This is a genomic window from Aliiruegeria sabulilitoris (assembly GCF_001558155.1).
GTDB classification, from domain to species: domain Bacteria; phylum Pseudomonadota; class Alphaproteobacteria; order Rhodobacterales; family Rhodobacteraceae; genus Tropicimonas; species Tropicimonas sabulilitoris.
Window position 1 is genome coordinate 1 of sequence record NZ_LOAS01000034.1, and the last position, 23,163, is coordinate 23,163.

At 60.9% G+C, this 23,163-nt stretch carries 23 protein-coding genes and 1 pseudogene; 13 read left to right on the forward strand and 11 right to left on the reverse strand.

Annotation, left to right across the window (positions count from 1 at the left end; translation table 11 throughout):
• Window positions 1–385: DDE-type integrase/transposase/recombinase (locus tag AX756_RS21765; RefSeq protein WP_068317084.1), on the forward strand; the 385-nt coding region annotated here is incomplete at its 5' end.
• Between the two features lie 132 nt (window positions 386–517).
• On the opposite strand, the gene AX756_RS21770 is transcribed toward AX756_RS21765, so the two are convergent.
• From AX756_RS21770 to AX756_RS21775, 3 genes are read right to left on the reverse strand one after another with little or no spacing between them, the layout of a single operon-like run.
• Window positions 518–1,843 (reverse strand): ABC1 kinase family protein, encoded by a 1,326-nt coding sequence (locus AX756_RS21770; protein ID WP_156461610.1) that lies wholly within the window; start codon window positions 1,841–1,843, stop codon window positions 518–520.
• On the reverse strand, window positions 1,840–2,034 hold the full coding sequence (locus AX756_RS25235; protein WP_082739270.1) for a DUF2256 domain-containing protein: 195 nt from the start codon (window positions 2,032–2,034) through the stop codon (window positions 1,840–1,842). The genes AX756_RS21770 and AX756_RS25235 overlap by 4 nt, the downstream gene beginning before the upstream one ends.
• A complete protein-coding gene (locus AX756_RS21775) occupies window positions 2,031–3,539 on the reverse strand; it encodes an FAD-binding domain-containing protein (RefSeq protein WP_321186395.1) in 1,509 nt (502 codons plus the stop codon). Before AX756_RS21775 ends, AX756_RS25235 begins: the two co-directional genes overlap by 4 nt.
• 158 nt (window positions 3,540–3,697) lie before the next feature.
• Between AX756_RS21775 and AX756_RS25820 the strand changes: the two genes are divergently transcribed.
• Window positions 3,698–3,874 carry a hypothetical protein gene (locus AX756_RS25820; protein WP_156461611.1) on the forward strand — a complete coding sequence of 59 codons (177 nt, stop codon included), beginning with the start codon at window positions 3,698–3,700 and terminating at the stop codon, window positions 3,872–3,874.
• A 176-nt stretch (window positions 3,875–4,050) separates the two neighbouring features.
• Here the strand turns inward: AX756_RS25820 and AX756_RS21780 are convergent, their stop codons facing one another.
• Both AX756_RS21780 and AX756_RS21785 read right to left on the reverse strand, forming a co-directional pair.
• Complete coding sequence (locus tag AX756_RS21780) at window positions 4,051–4,992, reverse strand: NAD(P)/FAD-dependent oxidoreductase (RefSeq protein WP_068317087.1); 942 nt, start codon at window positions 4,990–4,992, stop codon at window positions 4,051–4,053.
• Complete coding sequence (locus AX756_RS21785; RefSeq protein WP_068317090.1) at window positions 4,989–6,230, reverse strand: FAD-binding domain-containing protein; 1,242 nt, start codon at window positions 6,228–6,230, stop codon at window positions 4,989–4,991. Before AX756_RS21785 ends, AX756_RS21780 begins: the two co-directional genes overlap by 4 nt.
• Before the next feature lie 130 nt (window positions 6,231–6,360).
• On the opposite strand from AX756_RS21785, the gene AX756_RS21790 reads away from it, so the two are divergent.
• The 8 genes and pseudogenes from AX756_RS21790 to AX756_RS21825 all read left to right on the forward strand — a co-directional run bounded on the left by AX756_RS21790 (window position 6,361) and on the right by AX756_RS21825 (window position 11,458).
• Entirely contained in the window at window positions 6,361–6,777 is a 417-nt protein-coding gene (locus AX756_RS21790) for a thiol-disulfide oxidoreductase DCC family protein (RefSeq protein WP_068317093.1), read from the forward strand.
• On the forward strand, window positions 6,774–7,163 hold the full coding sequence (locus AX756_RS21795) for a DUF4149 domain-containing protein (protein WP_068317096.1): 390 nt from the start codon (window positions 6,774–6,776) through the stop codon (window positions 7,161–7,163). Before AX756_RS21790 ends, AX756_RS21795 begins: the two co-directional genes overlap by 4 nt.
• Window positions 7,164–7,171: 8 nt before the next feature.
• A complete protein-coding gene (locus AX756_RS21800; protein WP_068317099.1) occupies window positions 7,172–7,642 on the forward strand; it encodes a DUF427 domain-containing protein in 471 nt (156 codons plus the stop codon).
• A gap of 112 nt (window positions 7,643–7,754) precedes the next feature.
• A complete protein-coding gene (locus tag AX756_RS21805) occupies window positions 7,755–8,132 on the forward strand; it encodes a PAS domain-containing protein (protein ID WP_231701135.1) in 378 nt (125 codons plus the stop codon).
• Between the two features lie 706 nt (window positions 8,133–8,838).
• Window positions 8,839–9,324: a fasciclin domain-containing protein gene (locus AX756_RS21810; protein WP_068317102.1), complete on the forward strand. Its 486-nt coding sequence runs from the start codon at window positions 8,839–8,841 to the stop codon at window positions 9,322–9,324.
• Between the two features lie 100 nt (window positions 9,325–9,424).
• Window positions 9,425–9,934 (forward strand): aggregation factor core, encoded by a 510-nt coding sequence (locus tag AX756_RS21815; protein ID WP_231701136.1) that lies wholly within the window; start codon window positions 9,425–9,427, stop codon window positions 9,932–9,934.
• A gap of 60 nt (window positions 9,935–9,994) precedes the next feature.
• Window positions 9,995–10,486, forward strand: a complete 492-nt coding sequence (locus tag AX756_RS21820; protein ID WP_068317105.1) for an EF-hand domain-containing protein — start codon at window positions 9,995–9,997, stop codon at window positions 10,484–10,486.
• Window positions 10,487–10,898: 412 nt separating this feature from the next.
• Window positions 10,899–11,458, forward strand: a pseudogene (locus AX756_RS21825) (IS6 family transposase).
• A gap of 140 nt (window positions 11,459–11,598) precedes the next feature.
• Here AX756_RS21825 and AX756_RS21830 read toward each other — a convergent pair.
• From AX756_RS21830 to AX756_RS21855, 6 genes are all read right to left on the reverse strand, one after another.
• A complete protein-coding gene (locus tag AX756_RS21830; protein ID WP_082739272.1) occupies window positions 11,599–12,612 on the reverse strand; it encodes a DUF2955 domain-containing protein in 1,014 nt (337 codons plus the stop codon).
• Window positions 12,602–13,594 carry an HlyD family secretion protein gene (locus AX756_RS21835; RefSeq protein WP_163886873.1) on the reverse strand — a complete coding sequence of 331 codons (993 nt, stop codon included), beginning with the start codon at window positions 13,592–13,594 and terminating at the stop codon, window positions 12,602–12,604. The genes AX756_RS21830 and AX756_RS21835 overlap by 11 nt, the downstream gene beginning before the upstream one ends.
• A 68-nt stretch (window positions 13,595–13,662) precedes the next feature.
• The gene (locus AX756_RS21840) at window positions 13,663–14,781 is read right to left on the reverse strand and encodes an AI-2E family transporter (protein WP_068317116.1); all 1,119 of its coding nucleotides are present in this window, start codon (window positions 14,779–14,781) and stop codon (window positions 13,663–13,665) included.
• A gap of 120 nt (window positions 14,782–14,901) precedes the next feature.
• On the reverse strand, window positions 14,902–15,231 hold the full coding sequence (locus AX756_RS21845) for a potassium channel family protein (protein WP_082739273.1): 330 nt from the start codon (window positions 15,229–15,231) through the stop codon (window positions 14,902–14,904).
• Window positions 15,232–15,357: 126 nt separating this feature from the next.
• The gene (locus AX756_RS21850) at window positions 15,358–16,794 is read right to left on the reverse strand and encodes an arylsulfatase (RefSeq protein ID WP_068317118.1); all 1,437 of its coding nucleotides are present in this window, start codon (window positions 16,792–16,794) and stop codon (window positions 15,358–15,360) included.
• Window positions 16,795–16,958: 164 nt separating this feature from the next.
• Entirely contained in the window at window positions 16,959–17,981 is a 1,023-nt protein-coding gene (locus AX756_RS21855; protein ID WP_156461612.1) for an AraC family transcriptional regulator, read from the reverse strand.
• 144 nt (window positions 17,982–18,125) lie between these two features.
• On the opposite strand from AX756_RS21855, the gene AX756_RS21860 reads away from it, so the two are divergent.
• From AX756_RS21860 to AX756_RS21870, 3 genes are all read left to right on the forward strand, one after another.
• Window positions 18,126–20,048, forward strand: coding sequence for a DUF3604 domain-containing protein (locus AX756_RS21860; protein ID WP_068317124.1), 1,923 nt, complete (start codon window positions 18,126–18,128; stop codon window positions 20,046–20,048).
• 535 nt (window positions 20,049–20,583) lie between these two features.
• Window positions 20,584–22,248 (forward strand): hypothetical protein, encoded by a 1,665-nt coding sequence (locus AX756_RS21865; protein ID WP_068317126.1) that lies wholly within the window; start codon window positions 20,584–20,586, stop codon window positions 22,246–22,248.
• Between the two features lie 527 nt (window positions 22,249–22,775).
• Window positions 22,776–23,159 carry a hypothetical protein gene (locus AX756_RS21870; RefSeq protein WP_156461613.1) on the forward strand — a complete coding sequence of 128 codons (384 nt, stop codon included), beginning with the start codon at window positions 22,776–22,778 and terminating at the stop codon, window positions 23,157–23,159.
• Window positions 23,160–23,163 lie beyond the last annotated feature (4 nt).

A 23,163-nucleotide genomic window follows, 5' to 3' on the forward strand; every position in this document is an offset into this window, starting at 1 on the left:
GGAAAGCTTCGTCACGAAGGCGCGGGACAAGAAAGCCGCATTGAAATTTTTCAAGAAAACAATGCGGCGTTACGGTCGGCCTGCGTCCATAGTCACCGACTTGCTTCGGTCCTATGGCGCGGCCTTGAGGGAGATCGGCGCGGCAAACCTGCAGGAAACTGGTCGCTGGCTCAACAACAGGGCGGAGAATTCGCACCTGCCGTTTCGACGACGAGAGCAGGCAATGCAGCGCTTCCGGCGGATGCGAAGTTTGCAGATGTTCGTTTCCGTCCACGCCTCCGTCCACAACCATTTCAACCAAGAACGCCACCTCTACTCACGACAGAATTTCAAACTCAACCGTGAAACCGCTCTCGCCGAGTGGCGCCAACTTGGCGCGGCATAAGGGGCAGGGCTACTGTCCGACCTGAGACCAGTTTGAATCTGTCTGACAGCTCCGGCAGGGCCGCTCTCCAACCTGAGACTGGTTCGAATCCGTCTGACAGCTTCCTTGTCACGCATCGAGACTGGAGTCAGGTCACCCGGAACGCGAAAGATGTTGCGAGAGCAATGCGCTGATCCCGACCCTTGCGCGCAACCGTGTCCCAAGAAGGAACACGCCCCCCGCCTTGCGTTGGAGGTAGAGGAGGTCGATCGGCACCTCCGGGGGGGCGGCCTGTGCCTCTGCCAGCCTCTGACCGGCGTCCCGCAGCAGGGCCAGGAGATCAGAGGTCCCGAAGTCGAAGGTTTCGAGGCGCAACGCGTCAAAAACCAAGGCCGCCAAGTCAAGAAGTGCCGCCCGAAAGGCGGGCGACGACCCGGGAGACACCAGGCCAAGAGCTTCGACGCTTGCTTCCAACGCCGACCGGTCTCCCGCCAGCCCGGCTGCAAGAAGATCGCGTATCGCTTCGGTGAAGGCCGGATCGAACTCTCGCACCGCGCCGAAGTCGAGCAGGACAATCCGGCCGGTCCGCGGGCAATGCCGGTAGTTGGCGAAGTTCGGGTCCGTCTGAACTGTCCGGTGGGTGAAAACCTCGTCGAGAAACAGCGCCAGCAAGCGTTGCATAGCCAGGTCACGCTCGGCCTGGGGCGCCTGTTCCAAGCTTTCGATGGGGCGCGATGGCAGGTAGGTCATGCTGAGCACGGACCTGGTCGACCACTCCGGCAGCACATCGGGCAGCACGAACCCCTCGGTTCCCCCCATCATGGCGGCATAAGAGGCCATCGCCCGGGCTTCCTGCTCGTAATTGGCTTCGTCACGCAACTGTGCCCGCGCCGCCGCCAGATAGGGCGCAAGGTCGAAGTCCCGCGGCAACAAGCCCGACAGCCGCAAAAGCGAACCGAGATTGGCCACATCGCTGTCGATGCTCTCGGCAATGCCGGGATACTGGACCTTGATGGCCAGCTCGCGCCCATCCCGCAGCCGGGCCCGATGCACCTGCCCGATGGAGGCCGCGGCGATGGGGCGGGTATCGAAGCTCTGGAACTCACGCCGCCAGCCGTCGCCCCAGGCCTCGCGCAGCACACCCTTGAGATGCCGCAGCGGCATCGGGTCGGCCGCATCCCGCAGGCGGGCAAGGATTCGTGCCATTTCCGGCGGCAGCACATCGCCCGCCTCCATCGACAACAACTGTCCCATCTTCATCGCCGCGCCGCGCATGTGCGCGAGGTCTTCCGCGATCCGCCGCGCATTGGTGGGCGTGAGCAACAGGCTCCGGAGTTCGGGGGACTCGCCTCGGGACAACTTGCGCACGCCATCGACAGCGAGCCGTCCGGCAATACCGGTCGCCAGGGCCCCGAGGCGATGCAACCGCGAGATGCGCCCGGCCGGGACCTTTCGGGTCAGGTTTCGAACCGCTGTCATGTCTCACCCATCCCCCGCGCGGCGTTTATGGCACCCTTCCGCGTTCCGTGTCGTGCCGTTCGCGCCTCCCCACGACATCTCGCGGAACAGTACCGGACAGCCTCCCAGTCGCGTTGCCACTTCTTGCGCCACGAAAACGGGCGACCACACTGGACACAGGGTTTCTCGGGCAAGGGGCGCGTCGACATCATCCCGCCCTCGGTCGTTCAAGCGGGAGTGACAGTTGCGCGGAGGGCACACGCGCCCTGCGACGCGGCTTTCGCCGACTGGCGTGCTGCGCGACTATCTCAGCGGCCTCATCGCGGAACCCGGGCCGCTTGCGCACGGCCCAGATCTTCTGGCGAGCCTCGCGCGCTGCCAAGAGGTGATCCACAACCGGAAAGGGATACTGACGGCCGAGCACGGTGCCGGCATTCTCTGCCAGCCAGGGGGCTTGCAAGTGCCTGTCCGGAATCTCGTCCAGCTCCGGTAGCCAGCGCCGCACGAATTCCCCCTCCGGATCCTGATCCTTGCCCTGCTTGACCGGGTTGTAGATCCGGGGCGTGTTGATCCCGGTCGTGCCCGACTGCATCTGTACCTGCGGCCAGTGAATGCCCGGTTCGAAATCCGTGAAACTGCGGGCGAGGTGAAGCCCCGGCGCCCGCCAGTCGAGCCACAGGTGATAGCTCGCAACCGACATCAGCATCGCCCGCATGCGGAAGTTGAGCCATCCCGTGGCCGCAAGGGATCGCATGCAGGCGTCCACGAACGGCAGTCCCGTCTCCCCGTTGCACCATGCCTCCAGGCGGAGCCGGTCAGGAACGCGCGGGCGCAGGTCGTCATAGGCGCGATGCAGGTTCCGCGTTTCGATTCTCGGCCGGTCCTCCAGCTTCTGGATGAAATGGCAATGCCAGTGCAGCCGGCCCGAGAAGGACTGCATGGATTGCCGCCATCCGGCCGCCGCACGGCCCTTGTCCCGCAGTTCCGCCTGTCGCGCCCACGTCGCCTGCGTGACCTCCCGGACCGAGAGCGTGCCGTGGGCCAAGTGGGGCGACAGGCGGGAACAGGCCCGTGCGCCGCTCAATGGACTGGACATGTCGTGTCGATAGCCCGCGCCGCGTTCCTCCAGAAAGCTCGACAGGAGCCGGAGACCGGCCTGCCGCCCGCCCGACTGTCGTTGCGGACAGGGGTCCGCGGCAAGGCCCATCTCCGCAGCCGTCGGCAGGTAGCCGGGCGCGATGCCTTCCAGCGGCTGAAGGTCCGGCGGCTGGGAACAGGGCTGGCGCATCATCGCGTCCCACCGTCCTGCCCACCCCTCTCGCGTGGACGGCCCACGCTCCACCCCGTGTTGGCGATGTTCCTGCCAGGCGATCCCCTCGGCGCGACAAAACCCCGCTACGCGTCGATCCCGCCCGAAGGTCCAGTCACCCCCCGTTTCCTCGTGAGAGTGCAACCCGGCGATCCCGTGGCGCGCGTGAAGGTCGGCCAGCACATCTATGACATCTCCCTTGCGCAGGATGAGAGACTGACCGCGGCGCGCGAGGTCCTCCGACAGCCCGCGCAGGCTCTCGGAGAGGAACGCCCAATGCCGCGCCGACGCTTCGGGCAGGTCCCAGTAGCCCGGCTCGACGACGTAGAGTGGCAGAACCGGACCGCGAGCCGCCGCCGCGACAAGCGCGGCATTGTCGTCAACGCGCAGGTCGCGTTTGAACCACATGACCTGAACGCCAATCCGGGTGTTTCCTTGCTGGTTCTTGCTCATGTCTAAAAGGATAGAGCTGTCCCCGGGCCTGACCAGTCGCCCGAAACGTCCCGCGTACGTTTCCTTCCGTACGATGGCGCCATGTGCTGGCCCGGAACCGAAAGGAGTACCACATGCAAAGAGCGATTGTCATCGGGGCATCGGGTGGGGTTGGTGCCGCCATCACCATCGCTATCGTCATCGCGACCGCGCTTGCCAGTCGCTGCGCGGAAGTGACCGGATTGTCACGCGCGAAGGATGGGCTGGACGTGACCGATGTCCGTTCAACCTCCTCTACGGGCACTGCATGAACCTCCATCGCGAGTGGTTCGCGATCAATCCGAGGATGGGTCAGATGTATCGGACATGGGACCGGATGGACGAGCGCCGCCGTGCGGACATCCTCAACGAAGCCGAAGCTTTTCTCTCACGGCTGGACGCCGGGGGGATCGTCTGATTTCCAGCAAGGCACCCGGTAGCGCCTACATCACGCCAGCCCGAGGATGTCGCGCGCAATGGCGTCTCCGCTCTCCCAGGCGTTCTCCGCGCGCGCCCCGAGGCACCAGTCGCCACCCGCGTAGAGTTTCCCCGAGCCGTCCCGTAAAAAAGGCGCTCCGAGCGCGGTCGTCACCCGCGCAAACCGCCAACGATGCGCGGCGACGTGGCGGGCGGACGTGGGGTGAATGCCCAGCCTGTCACACAACATCGGCAGCATGAGCGCCGCGATTTCCTCCGGTGTTTCTTCCAGTTTTTTGCGGCTCCAGTCGGGCGCAGCATGGGCCACCCATGTTTGCGCCCCATCACGGCCCGGCTTGGAACTGTTCAACGCGATCCAGTCGAGGTCGTCCTGAGGGTCGCGTCGTGTACGAAACGGCACTGGCACGTCCTCTTCGAACGCCGCCATCAGGGCCAGGCAAGGCGCCATTCGCACCGCAGCAATTTCCTGCACCAACGGCTTTTCCTCCGCCAGCAACACTTTTGCTTGCGGTGCCGGCACCGCAACGACAAGTCTCTCGCAGGTCCACGTTCCCCGATCCGTGTCGATGCGCCAACCGATAGGGGTTCGCTCCACCGCCGTAACTGTCACACCTAGTCGGATGTCGAGCCCGGTGGCCATGTGCTTCGCAATCGCGTTCATGCCCGGAACACCGACGATCCGCTCTGCATCGCCGCTGTCCTTCCACGCCGCCGCTTGCCCGGCCGCCTCGGCCTCGCGCAGCAACGCTGCGAAGCCGTGGGTGCGCGCGGTCACGAACTGGGCTCCGTGATCGAACCGGAGATGGCCCTCTGCCCGGCGCGTCGAAAGCCGCCCCCCGACGCCGCGAGACTTGTCAAACACCACGGTAGACTGCCCCGACTCACGCAGCGCGGTGGCACAGGCCAGCCCGGCCAGCCCGGCGCCGATGATTGCCGTTCCGATCTGAGTCATTTCGATACTCCGGTGGATTCGAGGATCTCGGGAATGCGGTCTTTCACTTTGAAGAAACTCGCTGTCGCGTATGGCCAGACTGCGCTGTCCCAATCTCGGCGCAACTCGCAGAACGCGATGTCGTTCGCATCCAGTGCGGCGAGATGCGGGCGTAGCCAGTCACGCAATGGACCTTCCGGGATGTAGGGAGTCACGACCTGTTTGACCCCATTGGAGACGGCCCAACCTGCGAGGTCCGCCCCGTTTGCGGCGTCAAGCGCGTCGGCAGGCCGGCCCACACGGGCTGCCGCATCCTCAAGAGCGGTGCGTTCGAACTCCGCGACGGCCCTGCTGACCGGACGGGAGGATCGCAGTGGGCTTCCGGCGAGGGTCGCGCAGGCCCGGATGTCAAAGGTCGACAGGTCGAACTCCTCCGGCCGACAATCCTCCTCGGTGATCAGCAGAGCCGTGGGCGTTCCCGGAGTCGCAGTGCGAACCGGCCGCAAGGGCCCGGGCCGAGGGAGACCGCCGGGTTCCTCGGCGACCAGCGAAACCACATTGGAGGACAGTTCGGACACCGTGGGCGTGAACCGGCCGCCGCTGAACTTCTCGATGTTCCACGCCTTGGCTTCATACGCCTTGCCCCGCGTGTGCAGACCGGCAACCCACCTCCACCCGAGCGTGTTCGCGGCCGGATCGCCATCGATCAGATGGCGCAGGAAGAAATCGGCGCCGATGCGCCATGGGAGCCGCAATGTGAAGATCCAGATCGAAGCGAACCACATGCGGGCGTGGTTGTGCAGGTATCCCGTTTCCACAAGTTCCTGCGCCCAGAAATCGAAACACGCGATCCCGGTGGCGCCGGTTTCGGCGGCCTCGACGCTGGCCCATCGCCGCTCGTCACTTCGTGATTGCGCAAGATCCTGTTCCAGACCCGTGCAGTAGGCAGCCCAAACGGAGGGTCTACGTTCCAGCCATCCCTTGAAATAACTCCGCCAGAACACCTCCTCGATGAACTTCGAGGCTTCCTCCGGACCGTGCGCGCGGACCGCCGCGATCACGGTTTCCTGCTCCGTCACGAGTCTACGGCGGATAAAGGGCGACAGACGGCTCACGGCCCGGTGGTTTCCCGGGCCGGCATCCATATTGCGTTGCGCGGCGTAGCGCTTGCCCATGCGCGGCCGGAACGCGTCCAGTAGGTGTAACCCGGACTGGCGGTTTCCTTGAACGCTTGCGAAGAGATCCGTTTGAAAACTCATGGCGCGATATCTGGTGCGTTTGCGCCGCCTGTCCAACCGATCCCCCGCATCAATCAAGGATTTCGCACGAGACATTGCGCAGGTGCGACCTATTTGACGATTCAGACGCAGCCAAAAGGTTCGCCGCGACATGCCAAGATCCGATCCTGCACTGACCGCCACGGCAGACCCCGGCGAATCCGGCGATTGCCTGACTGTCTATTTCGACGGTTCCTGCCCGCTCTGCACGGCAGAGATCAACTTCTATGCGTCTCGAAGGGGAAGCGATGCGCTGCACTTGGTGGATGTGTCCGCCGAGACCGCTGACACCGGACCGGATCTCGAACGCGATGCCGCGATGCGCCGCTTCCACGTACGCCGGTCGGATGGATCCCTGCTATCAGGCGCCGCCGCGTTCGCAGCGATCTGGGAGGCTCTGCCCGGATGGCGTGTCGCGGGACGCCTGGCGCGCCGGCGTCCTGTCACCGCCGTGCTCGACGCCGGGTACCGCCTGTTTCTGCCGGTTCGTCCGACCTTGTCACGCGCCACAAGATGGATCACGCGATGACCTTGCTCGCGCTCCTCGCGACGGCCCTGCTCTTCGGCGGCATGGTCCTGTATTCCTTCGGGTTCGCCGCGTTCCTCTTTTCGTCGCTTCCCGCCATGCAGGCCGGTCCGTTGCTGCGCCGGGCCTTTCCCCATTTCTACCTGTTTGTCCTCGTGGCCTCGGTCGTCGCGGCCTTGTGCCTCCTGTCGAACGACATGACAGGCGCCGCACTGATGGGACTAGTCGCCGCCACCGTGATCCCCACTCGCCAGGTCCTTATGCCAGCGATCAACCTGGCCACCGACACCGGGCGCACGCGACGATTCAAGGCCCTTCATACCCTGTCCGTCGGCATAACGATCGGCCACATCGGGATAGCAGCGTGGGTCCTGTCCCGTTTCATTTGAGGTTTGCGATGACACTTCCCCCCGAGAACGTGCAGGACTATCCGAGGCCTCCGCGCCTCGAACCGGTGCCCTATCCGATCCGGATCATCCTGGGCGACGAGATCGTGGCTGACACGTCGGGCGCCCTCAGGGTCCTGGAGACCCACCACGCGCCCACATACTACCTCCCTCCCGGCGACGTTCTTGCCGACCTGCGGGAGGCCAGCGGTCGCAGCGTCTGCGAGTGGAAGGGTGCTGCGCGTTACTTCGACGTGATCGCAGGCCGCGAAACCGCTCCGCGTGCCGCCTGGTGCTACACTCGCCCGACGCGACGTTTCAAGGCTCTGTCGGGTTACCTGGCGTTCTATGCCAACGCGATGGACGGATGCTTCGTGGACGGGGAACGGGCCACCCCACAGCCCGGTGCATTCTACGGCGGCTGGGTCACGCCAAACCTCACTGGAATTCCCAAGGGCGCCCCCGGGACCGAGCATTGGTAAACCTCTGTGGACCGAACGATTTTCGAGTCCCGCAGATCCGTCTATTGCCGAAGCGCCTCGGAGCGGTAAGATGCAGCCAATCGTGTTCTTTCCCTTGCCGCAGGAGATGTCAGTGTCCGACCCCGTTCCAAGTGAAGACGACCTGATTGCCATACTGGACTCCGACGAGCGGGAGATGAGCGTGGTCATCACCAATCCGGCGCTGCCCGACAACCCGATGATCTATATCAGCGAGGAGTTCGAGGACCAGACAGGTTACGCGCCCGAAGAGGTTCTGGGGTTGAATTGCCGGTTCCTGCAGGGGCCGGACACGGATCCGAACGCCATCGAGGCCATCCGCGCCGCGCTGAAGGCCCGGACCACCTTCACCATCGATATCCTCAATTATCGCAAGACCGGCGAGCCGTTCATGAACCGCCTTCGAATCCGTCCGCTCTTCGATGACGAAGGCAAGCTGCTCTACTACGTGGGTGCCCAGAACCCGGTCTGAACGACGCTTACGTGTGGCAGGGAGGAAACCTGTTCGCGCCCAGCCATCTCATCGGGATCGAAGGGCTGGCGCCCAATTGGGGCCTGATGTGGACACGTCTCCCGATGTCCGATGGTGCCGCGACCAGGGCATCGTGGAACTGGTCGGTCCGTGAAAGCGTGCTCGGAACGCCGCGCGCATGAAAGGGGGGAGACGACCGAAACCTTGCTCTCTATTTCGTGTTCATGCCGCCCGAGCGCGCCGAAGCAAACCGGAATGCCAACGTCCGCAAGATGCTCCGGGCATCGGATGCACGCGTGATCATGGACGTCTGGGGCGGCAATCACGGGAGGAGCGAGATACTTCTTTCGCCCTATCTGAAGGCCCGTAAACAGACGATCATACGACGCCCTGCCGGCACCGGATACTTTCAGGAAACCGTTGAATCAAATCAGATTTCAAATGCGCCTTGGGTGAGGAGAAGACTGTCCTCGTGGGCCTCGCCATTTCCTCGGACAGCGACGACATCGGCGCGTCCGTTCGGGCGCAGCTTGATGGGCTGAGATTGGAGTAGAGCGCCCGACGGCGGGCGGACGAGTTGGCAGCCCGGCTTTCCCGCGTGTTCGGGTGGGCGAAATGAAAAATCGATTTTACATTGATCCGAGTGGCGACGCCTGCCGTATCCCTATCATTCCGCACGACGCGGGCTCACATGAATGGAGATACCATGCTTCGCAGAACCTTTGTCGCCGCCACCGCTGCCGCCAGCTTGTTTGCCGCCACCACCGCCTTCGCAGACGGCCACTCCAAGGACATCGTCGACACAGCCGTTGGAGCCGGTTCGTTCGGAACGCTCGTCGCAGCCGTTCAAGCCGCCGGTCTTGTCGACACCCTGAAGGGCGAAGGCCCGTTCACCGTGTTTGCGCCCACCGACGACGCCTTCGCTGCCCTGCCGGAAGGCACGGTCGAAGAGCTTCTCAAGCCCGAGAACAAGGACCAACTAACCTCTATCCTCACCTACCACGTCGTCCCCGGCAAGGTGATGAGCACAGACCTCAGCAACAACATGATGGCAACGACGGTGCAGGGCAGCGACGTGACGATCATGACCGACGGTGGCGTGTCGGTGAACGGCGCCAACGTTGTGACCGCCGACATCGAGGCCTCCAATGGCGTGATCCACGTCATCGATGCGGTAATCCTTCCCAAGTAAGGGGCGCATTGCTCTGGCGCACCGTCCCCGCTTTCCCTCAGGGGCGGTGCGCATCCCGAACACGGCCTCCTTCCGCTTCTCAGAACCCAGGAATAACGTTTTGAACTCCATTAGAAATCTCGTTGCAGTGGCCGTCGCCACATTGTTTTGCTCCCCGGTCGTGGCCGACGTGAAGGTCGAATTCCTGGAAGGCGCGCCCAAGGACCGGTTCGTGCTGACGAACTCCGGGTCCTGCGGCCTAGAGGACATGACCATTACGATCGACTTATCGACCTCCGCATCGGGCGTCATCTTCGACGTGACCGCCAGCGGGGCCGGCGTCGAGGTCTTCCAGCCGTTCGAGATCGTGGCTGGTGAAAACTACGTCGGCGCCATTCCGGCGGTGTTGGACGGCGACCGTTCCGTGACGCTCCAGCTCGACGGTCTGCCTGCCGGTGAGTCCGTCGCCTTCACCATAGACGTTGATGACACCCGCGGGAGCCGAGGGATCACCGTATCCGACAGCGAACTCCGTGGCGCAACTGCTTCGGTTCAGACCGCGTCCTGGACGGCATCCGAAGCGTTCGGCGAGACCGCAACGCTCCGCGTGCCACTGCCCACCTGTTCATGAACGGGGTCGCAGCCTTGACCTGCTCTCACCGGAGAGCCCCCCCATCAAAGGATATGTAAGATGAACGCCATCAAGAGGACATTCGCCGCGGCGATGGGCCTGTCGTTGCTCACCGTGGCAGGGACGGCCAGTGCAGACAGTAATGCCATGGACGGAATGGCCAACCACCATGGCATGAAAGGCCATGGCGGGATGTACGGCATAAAGGGGCATGGCAGCAAGCATGTCGGGGGCTCCAGTGTGAGCGGATTGGCCGATATGCTGGACGCCTATGACACGGATGCGGACGGGAGCTTGTCTCAGGACGAAATCCTTGGAGCACGTGCGGAACAGCTCAAGACTTTCGACGCCGATCAGGACGGAACCTTGAGCATCGACGAATACGAGGCGCTGTGGCTCGACGCAATGCGCGAGCGGATGGTGGACAGGTTCCAGCAGCATGACGATGACGGCGACGGACAGGTGACAGTGGAGGAATTCAACGAAGACTTCCAGCGGTTTATCGAGCGTCGCGATCGTAACGGAGACGGTGTCCTGAACTCCGACGACTGAGAAGTCTTCCTCCGTGGTCTGCCGGCCAGTTTCCGGCGGATCGCTTGCGGCGCAGTGGTCCACTGGGCCGCTTTTTTGATTCCAGGATCGGAGGTGTCGACAGGTTTGGATGGCCCGTCATCCGGATCTGACGTTCTGTGCAACAAGGTCCGCAGTTCGGTTCAGAAGGGTTTGGAGGTTCAGGCCACGCCTTTGCAGGAAGCCTCCATCCGCATGGCGCGCGGCCAATCGCAACTTGTTCCAGGACGTTCGACATCGTCAAGGGTCTCCACTGCTCGGCCCTGTTACAGGTCCTGCATGCGCACAACCGGCGATGTCAGGGGAACTTGGCTTGCGGCGGGACAGGGGGCTGAGTGGTTGCGTCAAAGCGATGAAGCTTGAGCGGGGCAGGGTGGTCTCGTGGCGTCTTGGGATAACGAAAGACGACCCATTCAAGTATCTCCGGACCAGCCGCGAGATCATCCGCCTGGCGGTGATGCGCTACGTTCCGGGCCGCAATGGACGTGGCACCTGGACGAGATGTTCGTGAAGATCAACGGAGAACGGTGCTAACAGTGGCAGGCCGTCGACCACGAGGGCGAGGGCTTGCAAAGCTTCGTGACGAAGACACGGGACAAGAAGGCGGCATTGAAATTCGTCAAGAAAACGATGCGGCGGTACGGTCAGCCCGACGCCATCGTCACTGACCTGCATCGATCTTACGGAGCCGCCTTGAAGGCGATTGGTGCGGTGGGTTTGCAGGAAACCGGCCAATGGATGAACAACCGGGTGGAAAATCCGCAGCTACCATTTCGACGAAGGGAGCGGGCAATGCAACGGTTCCGGCGGATGCGAAGTTTGCAGATGTTCGCCGCCGTCCACGCCTCGGTATTTAACCATTTCAAATCAGAGCGCAGCGTCTACTCCAGAGCAAACTTCAAGAAGAACCGCGCCGCCGCTCTCGCCGAGTGGCGCCAGTCCGGCGCGGCATAAAGGGCAGGGCCGCTCTCCAATCTGAGACTGGTTCGAATCCGTCTGACAGCTCCTTTTGTTGGCAATCGTGGAGACGTCAATTCCGTGATGTCAGTGAAGGTCATCAATCGTTCCTGTCTGGAAGAAACTGACAAACGCGTTCAACTGGATTGGGCTGCAGAACTCCTTTCGGGCAGAAACTCGTCTACAACAGTATAGGCAACGATGACGATCATGGCCGAAATGCCGATCTGGACGACGCGGACGATGCTCTTGACATCCGCCTCGTCCGAGAACGGCGCTATGGAGCCGCCATAGACGATGATAACGGTCGTAAGAGCCGATCCGGCCATCGGGGCCAGTTGGTGGTCGGATTTGCTCAGCGTCCCGAGCACGACGCACAGGATCGTGGTCAGCAATATGGAGGTCACGACACTGGGTGCGATCACGTTGATCTCGTAGAACACGATGGCAATACCGGCGCCAAGCAGGTTCGCGGTCAGCATGCCGATGGCAACTTTCTTGCCCGCGGCAGGTATGGCGGCAAGTTGCTGGCTGAGGAGCGCGACGAAGAACAGGACGAGCAGCGCGGACAAGCCGAAGAGGAAAAACGCCATTGCGAATGGTACGGTCACCATGGACATTCGCACCAGCCTCCGGACGGGGTCGAAGTCTGCCGCCGCCCTTTCTTGCCCGCCACCTGCCACGTTCGGGGCAGCCGGGAAGAGCGTGAAGCTCAAAGCCGAGGCAAAGCCCGCGATGAGAAGATTGCCGGGGATCCAGGCCACGAGGACAAGCGCCAGCTCTTTCGATTGGACGATGATATTCGGGATCATCATCGCGGCCATCAGCGCCAATACGCCCGGCAGGATTCCTGCGCCGGAGAGTGACCATGTGAATGAAAGGACAATTGCAATGGCGACCGCGCCAAGGAACACCAGCGGATAGGGCGCCAGAAGCGAGAAGACGATCCACGATGCAAGCATGAGGAGGATGGCGAAAAGGAAAAGTTTCGCTGCAACCTTGATCGGCATAGCTGCGGGCGCTTGCAGGAAAAGCGCAGCGAACACCGCGCCCAGAAAGGATAGCGGCCAGTCGAGGAGCAACCCAAGGCCGAACACCCCGACCGTGCCGAAGGTCAATCGCAGGATTGAGCGCCGCGCGTCAGTAGGCATAGGAAAGAAACGCCACTGCCCGGATATACATGCGACCAACGAAGTTCATGAGTTTGCTTTCGGTTGTGTACAGAATGACGTCCGCCTGACCGTTCAATTGGAATCTCAGGTCGTCTTCCAGGCTGCCGGCCTCATAGCCGGGCAATATGATACGCACCGGAAAACGCTCCGCTTCGCGCAGGAAACCTGTAGTCGACGGCGCGCTCGCAATTTTTCCCGGTGCATCCGCACCGCTCACGGACACCGCGCCGCTGAAGCTTTCGACCTTGCCCTTTAGAACTCGACCGGGATGCATGTTCAAAACGACCTCAACCGGCGTACCGACTTGCGCGAGACCGATATTGTTCTCGGTCAAATAGGCTTCGATCCAGACGTCTGTCGCATCGAGGAAGGTGATGAGATCGTTGCCTGCCCGGGCATAGGTGCCCGGCGCGATGAGGAGGTTGGAAATTACACCGTCCGCAGGTGCCTTGAGTTCCGTCCATTCAAGGTTCAGGTCGGCTTCGGCGAGCGCGGCAAGGGCGCGCTGGATCTTGGCATTCTCCTGACCCTCTTCGCCCAGGCGCTGTTTGGCCTTTTCCAGATCAGCAATCGCGTTCTCCAGGTTCGCCTCTCCTTCGGCGATCTTGCCCCTTGCGTCATCTGCCTTGGCAACCGGAACCAGCCCCTTCGCTTCAAGCGTATAAATGCGTTCGCTCTGTAGCCGCAGAGTGTCCAGATCTGCCTGTGTGCGCGCAACCGTGGCCTGCGCGGCACTGACCTCGGCCGATGACGCCCCGACGTCCTGCGTAGCTGAGGCGAGGTCTGCCTCTGCCTTCGCCCGGTCGATTTCATAAGGCCTGCGGTCGATCCGGACCAGAATGTCCCCGGCCGTTACGACGTCACCATTCTTGACCAGCACTTCGGTGACGGTACCAGTCACGTGAGGGACGATCTGAGTGGCAACCGCCTTGACCCGCGCATTCCCGGTGATCGGGGTCATGCGGTCCGCTGCAATATACCAGAGCAGGAACAGCGCAAGGATCGCAACCGTGGTCCAGATGGTCCGCTTCATTCCGCTTCTCCCGCGATCGGTGCGTCATCGGATGCAGCCGCGTCGGACATGTCGCCGTCGTTGATCCACAGACTGAACAACTCGTAGAAAACGGCAAAGAGCACCGGCCCCATAAAGACGCCGATCAGGCCATAGGCCATCATCCCGCCCAGCACGCCGATCAGGATGACGAGCATCGGCGTTTGAAGGCCTTGCGAGATGAAGATCGGACGAAGGAAGCTGTCCATGATGGCCACGGGAATTGCCAGGACCGTGAAGACCAGCGCCATGCCGCCCGACATGGAACTCCACGCATAAATAACCACCGGCAAAAGGACGAGACCCGGCCCGACCTGGATGATCGACAGGATGAGGCAGATGAAGGCCAGGGTGGTTGCCGATCCGATGCCGAAGAGCTTCAGCAACACCCAGACGACGAGGGCCTGGATGGCGGCCACGCCGACGACGCCTTTCATGACGTTCTTGATCGTAGACCCCGCCATCATCACGAACTCGCCGCCACGCGGTGCAAAGACCCGGTTGGCGAAGTTCTGCACACCGACGACAACCTTGGGGCCGGGTGAGAAGAGAGCGCCCATCACGATAACGGCGAGCGCGAGGCCGAGAAGCCCGACGCCGATTCCCAGGATCTTGCCGAACAGGGCCTGCGTGACATCCAGGATCTGCGGTCCGAATTTCGCCAGCGCGCCATCGATGTTCTTTTCGAACATCGACCAGGTTTCCAGCAGCGGCGGACCGAGGACGGGGAACTCGCCCAGTTTCTCGGGCGGTGGCGGCATCTTGAGCGTCCCGGCGGCCGCCCTTTCCGAGAAGTCCGAGCCGAGATCGGCCACTCCGGAGATGGCGGAGGCAATGGGCCCGAGCGTGACGGCGAGGCCGATCAGCACCAGCAGGGTCGATGCAACGCCCTTGCGGCCGCCCAGCTTCGACTGGAGCCAGTCAAACACCGGATAGACGGCGACACAGAGGATGACTGCCCAGATGAAAATGCTGGCGAGCGGTGTCACCATCACGATGGCGCTGTAGATGAACAACCCGAGAAACATCAGGCGGATCGCAAGATCGACGATTCTCGAATCCTGTGACTCTGTGCTGGATTGAGTGTTTTCGGCCATTATTGTCCCCTGTCGCTTATTTTGTTTTTTTCATTTCAAAACGATGCCTTGCATGCATGTTTGATTTTCCTCTTCTCGTTTCCGGTTGCGCTGAAACGCATCCCTACAACGAGGCCGCGGTTATTCCTGTTCCTTGTCGGCCTTGTACTGGGACAGGATTGCGTCAGCGACGGTCGTCGCCGCGGTGACGAACACGCCGAGACCGATCACGATGTAGAACATCGTGAATATCTTGCCTCCGGCAGTATCCGGCGAAATGTCTCCGAACCCGACCGTCGAAACGGCAATCACCGAGAAGTATATTGAATCGAGCCAACTCCACCCCTCGACGAAGCGGTAGAAGACCGATGCCCAGAGCACCAGCGCGAGCGTGAACGCGAGAATACTCCGAACCCGTCCGTCCCCGAACGCGTAGCCAACGCCCCTTAATATCTGTCGAAATGACCCCAAGTGCTCCTCCCCTGATTGCGACCCACGTCTCCCTAAAAGGTCCCGTTCACACCACGATTCACTGGCAGCTTTCCTGAATATCGTTTGACGTATCGACCGTCCCGGAAGCGCAAACGGACTTTTCCATTATTGTGCCTGTGGCTCGTAGGGATCGGGCTGTCCCGGCGGGATGGCCGGGAATTTCTCGAAGGTTTCCAAATGCTTGCCAAGATACGGAAGCGCTTGCTCTGCTACCCACGTATAGGGAAGCAGAACGTCCTTCCGCTCTCCGGGGTCGTTGATCAGGTCATAGAGGCGCGGAGTGGAGTAAGATTTCGTGTCCGAGTAGACCGCCTCGTTTTCCTTGAATACCACCTTCCAGTCGGTCCATTTCACGCCGTAGATCTCGTCCCCCATGTAGACGATGACATGATCGCGATTGGAGTCTTCCTGTTCGCCCAGCAAGAATGCCGACTGGTCCACGCCGTCAAAGGCCCTGTCGTCAGGCACCTTGCCCCCTGCGATGGCAGCGAGTGTCGGATAGAGATCCATCTGATGGACGATCTCGTTGCTGGCGGATCCGGGCGGGATCTTTCCTGGCCAACGGATCGCAAACGGAACCCTCAGGCTCCCTTCAAAAGGTGTGAACAGGGTTCCCCGCCACGGACCGGGTGTGCCTTGCGCATGGGCCGTCATGGCAATGTCGTTGCTGCCAACATTGACGGCTTCCGGGCCGTTATCGGCGGTGAAGATCACGATTGTGTTCTCCGCAATGCCGGCTTCGTCAATCGCAGCGGTCAGGCGTCCGACATAGCTGTCGGTCTGATGCAGAAGATCAGCCCACAAGCCCTTGCCGGTTGACCCTTGGAAATCCGGGTGCGGAATGACGGGTGTGTGGGTTGCCGTCATGGCGAAATAGACGAAGAACGGCGCGTCTTCAGTGCTCTTGCGCTGGATGAAATCGATGGCCTTGTCGGTCAGGTCTCCGTCGATCAAGGCCCGATACTCCATGTCGTATTCGCGGGCGATCGTGGCCTCCTGGCCTGCCAGCCCTTCCATGACATGGGGCGGCTCAATCCCAAGCGCCTTCCACCGTCCCTGGACCGTCCACGTGGTCTGGTCCGTGCTTTCGACGCCGTAGAACTCGTCGAAGCCCTGATCCTTGGGATAGCGCCCCTCGCTCCACCCGAGATGCCACTTGCCATACATGGCCGTGTTGTAGCCCGCCTCCTTGAGCATCTCCGCCATGGTGACTTCCCATTGCGTCATACCGTAGACACCGCCCGCAACCGGGATCGTGTGGTTGCCGGATCGGATGCCATAGCGACCGGTCATCAGCGCCGCACGAGACGGCGTGCACTGGGCTTCGACGTTGAAATTCGTCAGCCGCATGCCTTCTTCGGCAAGGGCGTCCATCGCCGGCGTGGCAGCTCCGCGGATGATGCCGCCGCCGTTGAACCCAGGCTCACCCCAACCGAAATTGTCCAGGTTGATCAGGACGATGTTGGGTTTGTCCTGCGCAGAGGCAACACTCGCGGCAACCAATGACAGCCCGATCGCGACCATGCGCAGCAATTCACCCATTGTTCTCTTCCCTTTCGGCTGGTGCCCCGGTCCGATTGAAAAGCCCTATCAGCGACAAAACGGATCGGTGAACCATTTTGCGCCAAGGTCTGGAAAGCACGTTTTTTCAGGTGGACGTTCGCCGGTTTTCTGCGCCGGCCCGGGGAAAGAGCAGTCTTTCCGTCTTAGTTCCGATGGCCTCGTTGCGCGCGGAAATTGGTGGGCGAAACCCCGAAGCTCGACCGAAAGGCCCGGGCGAAATGGCTTGGCGTCGCATAATCGAGAGTTTCGGCAAGAGCAGAAATGGAAATATCCCGCTCGCCCAGAAGCTCCACCGCGCGCTGCATCTTAACTTCGGCGAGCAACTCCCGAAAGGAGTGTCCCTCGAGATCAAGGCGCCGTTGAAGCGTTCGCTTACTCAACCTGAGTGTCTGAGCCACACTATCGATTGAGCTTTGATCATAACCAAGATTCTGCCGAAGAATGTTCGCAACGATGTCCGAATACCGTTGGGGAGGACCACCGCCATTAGCTCGTTCGACATCCTGACGAGTAAGGTACTGTACGCCCGGACTTTTCGGATTCGGGGCGAGCAGGTCAGCTTTGGAAATTTCGAGCTCCAGGCACCGGTGACCAAACCGTATCGGGCAGTCAAACACGGTCTCAAGCCGGGACGACCGCCCTCGCTCGCTAAGATCAAAGCCCATATACAGCGGCGACCAGGTCGACCCGAGATAGTGATGTGCGAGGCTGATCATTGCTTTCGCAGACATGATCGCGACCTGCGGGTATCCTTCGACCTTTCGTTCAGCATAGAGGTATCGGAACGTGGCCGTGTTGGTACCAACATCGAGTGTCAAATGGTCGTCACTTGCATGCAAATGAATGATGCGTGTCGCCCGCAGGATTGCATCCAGAAGCGACGGCGCTTCCAGAACGTATTCGCCCCAGATGCCATAATCGAGAACCGAGAGCTGTGATAAGTAGTGAATGGCAAACAACTCGTCTCCAGAGCGTTTTGCCACGCTCGCCAAGAACCTGTTGATCGCGGCAGCGGGAACGAATCCCTTCTGTTCTGCGATCAAGTTCGGCGACAGGGCAGCGTCGTTCATGCAGCCAAGAAAGGCTTTTTCGCCAAGCCCGTCGAAAACGAAGCCCGGAATTGGGCCAAGCGCTTCTGTTACGACGGTCGGCGGACATCCTGTCACCGAGTTTCCCCTCTGGAAGACTGAAATTATGAACAGCCTGTCGCCAAATGGTTCATCTTGCAAGCAATGCCACGGATAGCATGGCTCAAGCACCGCTGATCATAAGACGGTTCGAACCAACGAGGACTTATCCGGGAGGACTCCATGATTAGATTTTTTTCCACGACTGCGATACTTATAGCAATCTCCTCTGCGGCTATCGCGCAGGTCGATACGACCCACGAGGGTGCGGATACCGTTCTGCCCGAACGACCGTATTCGCCCTACGCCAACCGGACCTTCCCGGCGCGACCTTTGTGGGGAGAAACCCACTTGCATACCGGGTTGTCGCTCGATGCGGGCGCATTCGGAAATATCCTGGGGCCGGACGAAGCATGGCGCTTTGCAAAGGGAGAGCAGGTGATTTCCTCGACCGGACAACCGGTGAAGCTGGGCCGACCGCTCGATTGGATGGTGTTGACGGATCACACCGACCTTATGGGCTTCGCCCCCGATTTGCAGGCAGGCAATCCGAATATTCTGGCTAGCGAGAAGGGACGCGAATGGTATGCAGGCTACTCAGCCGGCGGCGAAGCTGCCGGCCAGAGCGCTTTCGACCTGATCACCAATTTCGCCCAGATGACCCTGCCCGAGGAGTTTGTAACCGGTTACGGCCCGGGCGGAGATCCCTTCGCCTTCACTTGGGAAAAGATCGTTCAGGCTGCCGAGCGACACAACGATCCCGGCGAGTTCTCTGCCTTTATCGGCTTCGAGTGGACGTCGGTGCCCAAGGGCATGAATCTCCACCGCAACGTGATGCTGCGCGACGGTGCGATGCGCGCCCTGCAGGTCGTCCCGCCCACCACCCAGCCGCCCTTGGGCAGTACCGATCCCAAGGTGCTCTACGAGTGGCTCGAGATGTACCAGGAAAAGACCGGCGGCCGGGCAGTCGCGTTTGCGCATAATGGCAACCTGTCCAACGGCTGGATGTTTCCGACCGAAACCACGTATCACGGAGGCCCGGTGGATCAGGCCTATGTCGAAGCCCGTGCCAGGTGGGAGCCACATTACGAGACGACCCAGATCAAGGGCGACGGCGAGGCCCATCCCGCGCTGAGCCCCGATGATCCGTTCGCCGATTATGAGAACTGGGACGTCGGCAACCTGGACATTACCGAGCTCAAGACTGAAGAGATGCTGGGCGGGGAATATGCCCGCGAAGCGCTCAAGCGTGGACTAGCGCTAGAGGCGAAATTCGGCACGAACCCCTACAAGTTCGGCATGGGCGGGGCGACCGACAGCCACACCTCGCTTGCGACCGCGGAGGAGGATAACTTCTTTGGCAAATCCGTGAGCGTGGAACCGTCCCCGACACGGATCTCGCATCCGTTCATCGCGAATGAAATGGGCCGGATCGAAGGCTACGAACTCGTCGCCTCGGGTTACACGGCCGTCTGGGCGAACGAGAACACCCGCGAGTCGATCTTTGATGCGTTCAAGCGCAAGGAAACCTACGCAACGACGGGTCCCCGCATCGGATTGCGGTTCTTTGGCGGCTGGGAGTTTGACGAAAACGATCTGCTCACGCGCTCGCCGGCGGTTGCGGGTTATTCCAAAGGCGTGCCCATGGGGGGTGATCTGACCCCGCGCGTGGGAGATTCGGTGCCGTCATTCATGATCTTTGCGCTGAAGGACCCAATTGGTGCCAACCTCGATCGGGTTCAGGTCGTCAAGGGATGGTTGGATGCAGATGGAGGCCTCCATGAGAAGGTTTTTGACGTCGCGTGGACGGGCGAGCGCGAGCCGGGTGACGATGGGAAATTGCCGGAGGTTGGGAATACCGTAGACCTGGAGACAGCAAGCTGGAGCAACTCGATCGGCGCTTCCGAATTGGCCACAGTCTGGTCGGACCCGGATTTCGATCCTGCCGAGAGAGCCTTCTACTACGTCCGTGTTCTTGAGATCCCGACGCCTCGCTGGGTTGTCTACGACAAGGTGCGCTACGGCATCGAGCTGCCGGAGGAGGCACAATTGATTCACCAGGAACGCGCCTACTCGTCGCCGATCTGGTACACGCCAGAAGGATAAGGCTTTCGCTGACGACACTGAAGAACAATAATTCTGGGAGGAGTACGATGAAGTTTCGTGCGGTCTCATGCCTTGTGTTCTCAGGTGGCCTTCTGTCGACCTCGGCCATCGCCCAAGCCGCCTGAGTTGACCCGGTTGGGTGGTCCGGGTTGAATGCCAATGCATGGTTGGCCGCCGATCCAGAAAACTGAGCGCTTCCCGGAAAAACCCGACGATTTTTCGCGGGAGGCCCTTCACCAATCGCGTGTTTTGGTCGTCGCGTTGGCTGGAGTACGATGGCTGATGAGTGAACCAAAGAAATTCTCCCGGCTACTTGGTCAGCCGCTGGAAAGATTGCGAGATGATCATTTGGCTCTTTAGGGCAGATGCCCAAGGCGCGCGACCGCTTGCAGGCGAAGCTCGAAGCGAAGAGTGTAAGGTCGAAGACCGAACCGATCCAGACTGAGGAACAAGAGGTATGGACGGGTATGAGCATAATGAGCGAACTAGGAACGAAAAACCTGCCAAAGGCCTTTGCAAGTTGATGCAAGATCGAATGTCTGATCGACGCCGAATAGGTCATTGGATTCTGGTGTTCCCCTTGCTCTTCTTCGGCGTGTCAATCGGTGGGGCACTCAGCGCTTCCGAGTCACCGGACAAGGTCTTTGTCCAATGTGGCGTCGTGCAGGGTAACGGCTACAACTGGGCTTCGACCATGGGTTGGCTCTCGGCGCAGGTCGAACTTGCCGCTTTGCGAGCGCAGGCTTTCGAAGACATCTCGCCGGGGAAACGTGCGGCGATCGATCTGAGCTGCTTCGTCGGATCTTCTTCGGGTGGGTTCATCACGGCAGTCTTGGACCATCTACTAAGCAATGAACGGATCCGGGGCGACGGCAAGCCGCCGGACGACCGACGCCTGAACGTCAAGGACGCCAGAGAGTTATCGCGCGCTCTTCTCTTTCTCGCTCTGTCGAGCAATTTCGACGCCGAGAAACGCCGCTTGTTTGTCGAGGGAATTGGTTCGCGTCTTGCCCTCGAAGACCGCAGCAGCAACGCCACTGGCCGGCGTTGGTGGCGTCCCTCTGCCAGCGCGCCGGAAAACATCGAGATATTCTGGCAATGGGTTCTCGGTGCTCAGGCCTACGCTCCCGATTGGTTCGACGAGATGGAACGAGATGCGGGTCTGAAGATGCCGGTTCTGGCAACACGGCCGCGAACGTTGAGCCAGGAAGAGTCCGCCTCTGCAAAAGACGGGATGCGTAGGCTTGCGAAAGCGGCCCGCAAGGTTCTCGACGAAAGGCTGCGGGAGAAAGCTTACGAGCCAAAGACTGTTGGCGACGGCATTTGCATCACTTCCTTCGCATTGCCGATGGAAGACCTGGCGCGTCCGTTCGATTACGAGGCACTACAGCTTGTTTTTGTGTGCAATCGGAAGACCCGTTCTGTCCTTGCTGACAGCGAAACGCTCCGGTTGTGGCTGACACCGGAACGGCAGATGACAAAGAGGATCCGGCTTGCTGAGCAGGAAGAGTGGCCCGTTCTCGCAAATGTCTCCGTGCGCGAACCCAACCTGATGACGCAGCTTTCCGGAAAAATGGAGTCGCACAACGGGCTTAAAAATCTGGGAGCATTTGACGGAAGCGGGTCCGCACCCTCGCACCCCGACGCGGAGTATCTGATGTTTGGTGGGTTTGCAGGGCCGCGCATGGAGGCCTGGTCGGCCGCAACTATCCTTTTGGATCGCATGCGGATCGCTCGGTCAGAGGGGATCGACGCGGATGGACGCATCGCGGTATTTGGCAGGATCGAGAACCGCGACGATCCGGGCGCGAGCTTTGCTCAGAACGTGATGGTCGAATACTTCACGCAGAGCCATCGGTCCGATAACAGCCGCGAGGCAATGCGTCTTCTGGAACGGTACTATGCCTGGCAGGATGAGTTCTGTGAGATTGATGAAGGGTTTGGCAAAGAAGTGTCGAACGACTTCTATCGCTTTGAATGGAATCTGGGACATCTTCCTGCAGCCGTTCTTGAACGTAGTCATGAACTCGCAGCGACAGGCTACAACCTCGTCAAGCTGCAGACGAAAGCGGAAAAATATCCGGAGGTTCAGGGCGCGTTCTGGAGTGCCTTTCTGTTCGATCCGAATGACGCGGAAGGATTGGTCCAGGAACCGCCAGAGGGTGGGATGACGTGCCGTTTGCAGGAACGAGGCCTATGAACTTCAGCGTTGCCGCCGGTGCGCTCGACTGTATTGTTCTGCTCCCGCAGAAGTGGTTTGCCAAACGGGGTCGTATCGCCTGCGCATGCTCCGCAGGCAATCTTAATCACCCATGACAGCGGCATTCTGCGCGGCAAGCGTTCCATCTGTGGCGGTCAACGCCTGCTGCGCCTCGTGATGGAGTCTAGCCGCCCTTTTTTCCGTTCTTCGCAATCCAGCATTGAAATCCTTCGCAGAAGGTCTCCGAGCAGTTGGATAACTGCGCAAAGCCACCGCCACGTTGGTCGTCCACAAGCTCGTATCAATCGCGAACGTGACCCTGGTCCTTGAGTTGACTCAATCGCAGGCCAAAGACTATCCGTATTCGAAGGAGAGGGCTTTGAATGCGGTTAGCAGACCATGTTTGGGAAATGAGGTTTCGGGCCGGCACACCGTTTAGGGCGATGCTGATTGCGTTGTTCTGCACGTCAAGTGCCTTGGCCTCCGATCTTGAGAATTGGGGAACGTCAGGCGACTGGGTGATTGCCGTGGATCATGCAAACGGCAATGGCTGCCTGCTCCAGAAGGATTTCGAGGACCTGGGAATCCGTGTCAGATTTGGCTACGTACCCGAGCGCGACGGAGGGTTCTTTTCAGCGCTTAGCAAGGACTGGAGCGATCTCACGCCGGGCGCAACGGGTATCGTCAAATTTCTGACCGACAAGGAGAAATTTGCAGGCGACGTGGAGATCATCGAGGAGGAGGACTGGAAGGGGGGGTGGGCCTTTTTCAACAACCAGAACCTGGTCACGGAGTTCGGACAGCGCAAGACCCTGACGGTTATCGGACCCAACGGTGGATCTTTCGACCTCGATCTCAGCGGAACCGCCCGTGCGCTCCGGGAGGTGAAGAAATGTCAGTCCGCACAGTGATCCC

Excerpts from the sequence above, each read along its gene's own strand:
- AX756_RS21770 (WP_156461610.1), bottom strand. The coding sequence starts at position 1,843 with ATGACAGCGGTTCGAAACCTGACCCGAAAGGTCCCGGCCGGGCGCATC.
- AX756_RS25235 (WP_082739270.1), bottom strand. The coding sequence starts at position 2,034 with ATGATGTCGACGCGCCCCTTGCCCGAGAAACCCTGTGTCCAGTGTGGT.
- AX756_RS21775 (WP_321186395.1), bottom strand. The coding sequence starts at position 3,539 with ATGTGGTTCAAACGCGACCTGCGCGTTGACGACAATGCCGCGCTTGTC.
- AX756_RS25820 (WP_156461611.1), top strand. The coding sequence starts at position 3,698 with ATGCAAAGAGCGATTGTCATCGGGGCATCGGGTGGGGTTGGTGCCGCC.
- AX756_RS21780 (WP_068317087.1), bottom strand. The coding sequence starts at position 4,992 with ATGACTCAGATCGGAACGGCAATCATCGGCGCCGGGCTGGCCGGGCTG.
- AX756_RS21785 (WP_068317090.1), bottom strand. The coding sequence starts at position 6,230 with ATGAGTTTTCAAACGGATCTCTTCGCAAGCGTTCAAGGAAACCGCCAG.
- AX756_RS21790 (WP_068317093.1), top strand. The coding sequence starts at position 6,361 with ATGCCAAGATCCGATCCTGCACTGACCGCCACGGCAGACCCCGGCGAA.
- AX756_RS21795 (WP_068317096.1), top strand. The coding sequence starts at position 6,774 with ATGACCTTGCTCGCGCTCCTCGCGACGGCCCTGCTCTTCGGCGGCATG.
- AX756_RS21800 (WP_068317099.1), top strand. The coding sequence starts at position 7,172 with ATGACACTTCCCCCCGAGAACGTGCAGGACTATCCGAGGCCTCCGCGC.
- AX756_RS21810 (WP_068317102.1), top strand. The coding sequence starts at position 8,839 with ATGCTTCGCAGAACCTTTGTCGCCGCCACCGCTGCCGCCAGCTTGTTT.
- AX756_RS21820 (WP_068317105.1), top strand. The coding sequence starts at position 9,995 with ATGAACGCCATCAAGAGGACATTCGCCGCGGCGATGGGCCTGTCGTTG.
- AX756_RS21830 (WP_082739272.1), bottom strand. The coding sequence starts at position 12,612 with ATGCCTACTGACGCGCGGCGCTCAATCCTGCGATTGACCTTCGGCACG.
- AX756_RS21835 (WP_163886873.1), bottom strand. The coding sequence starts at position 13,594 with ATGACCCCGATCACCGGGAATGCGCGGGTCAAGGCGGTTGCCACTCAG.
- AX756_RS21840 (WP_068317116.1), bottom strand. The coding sequence starts at position 14,781 with ATGGCCGAAAACACTCAATCCAGCACAGAGTCACAGGATTCGAGAATC.
- AX756_RS21850 (WP_068317118.1), bottom strand. The coding sequence starts at position 16,794 with ATGGGTGAATTGCTGCGCATGGTCGCGATCGGGCTGTCATTGGTTGCC.
- AX756_RS21860 (WP_068317124.1), top strand. The coding sequence starts at position 18,126 with ATGATTAGATTTTTTTCCACGACTGCGATACTTATAGCAATCTCCTCT.
- AX756_RS21865 (WP_068317126.1), top strand. The coding sequence starts at position 20,584 with ATGTCTGATCGACGCCGAATAGGTCATTGGATTCTGGTGTTCCCCTTG.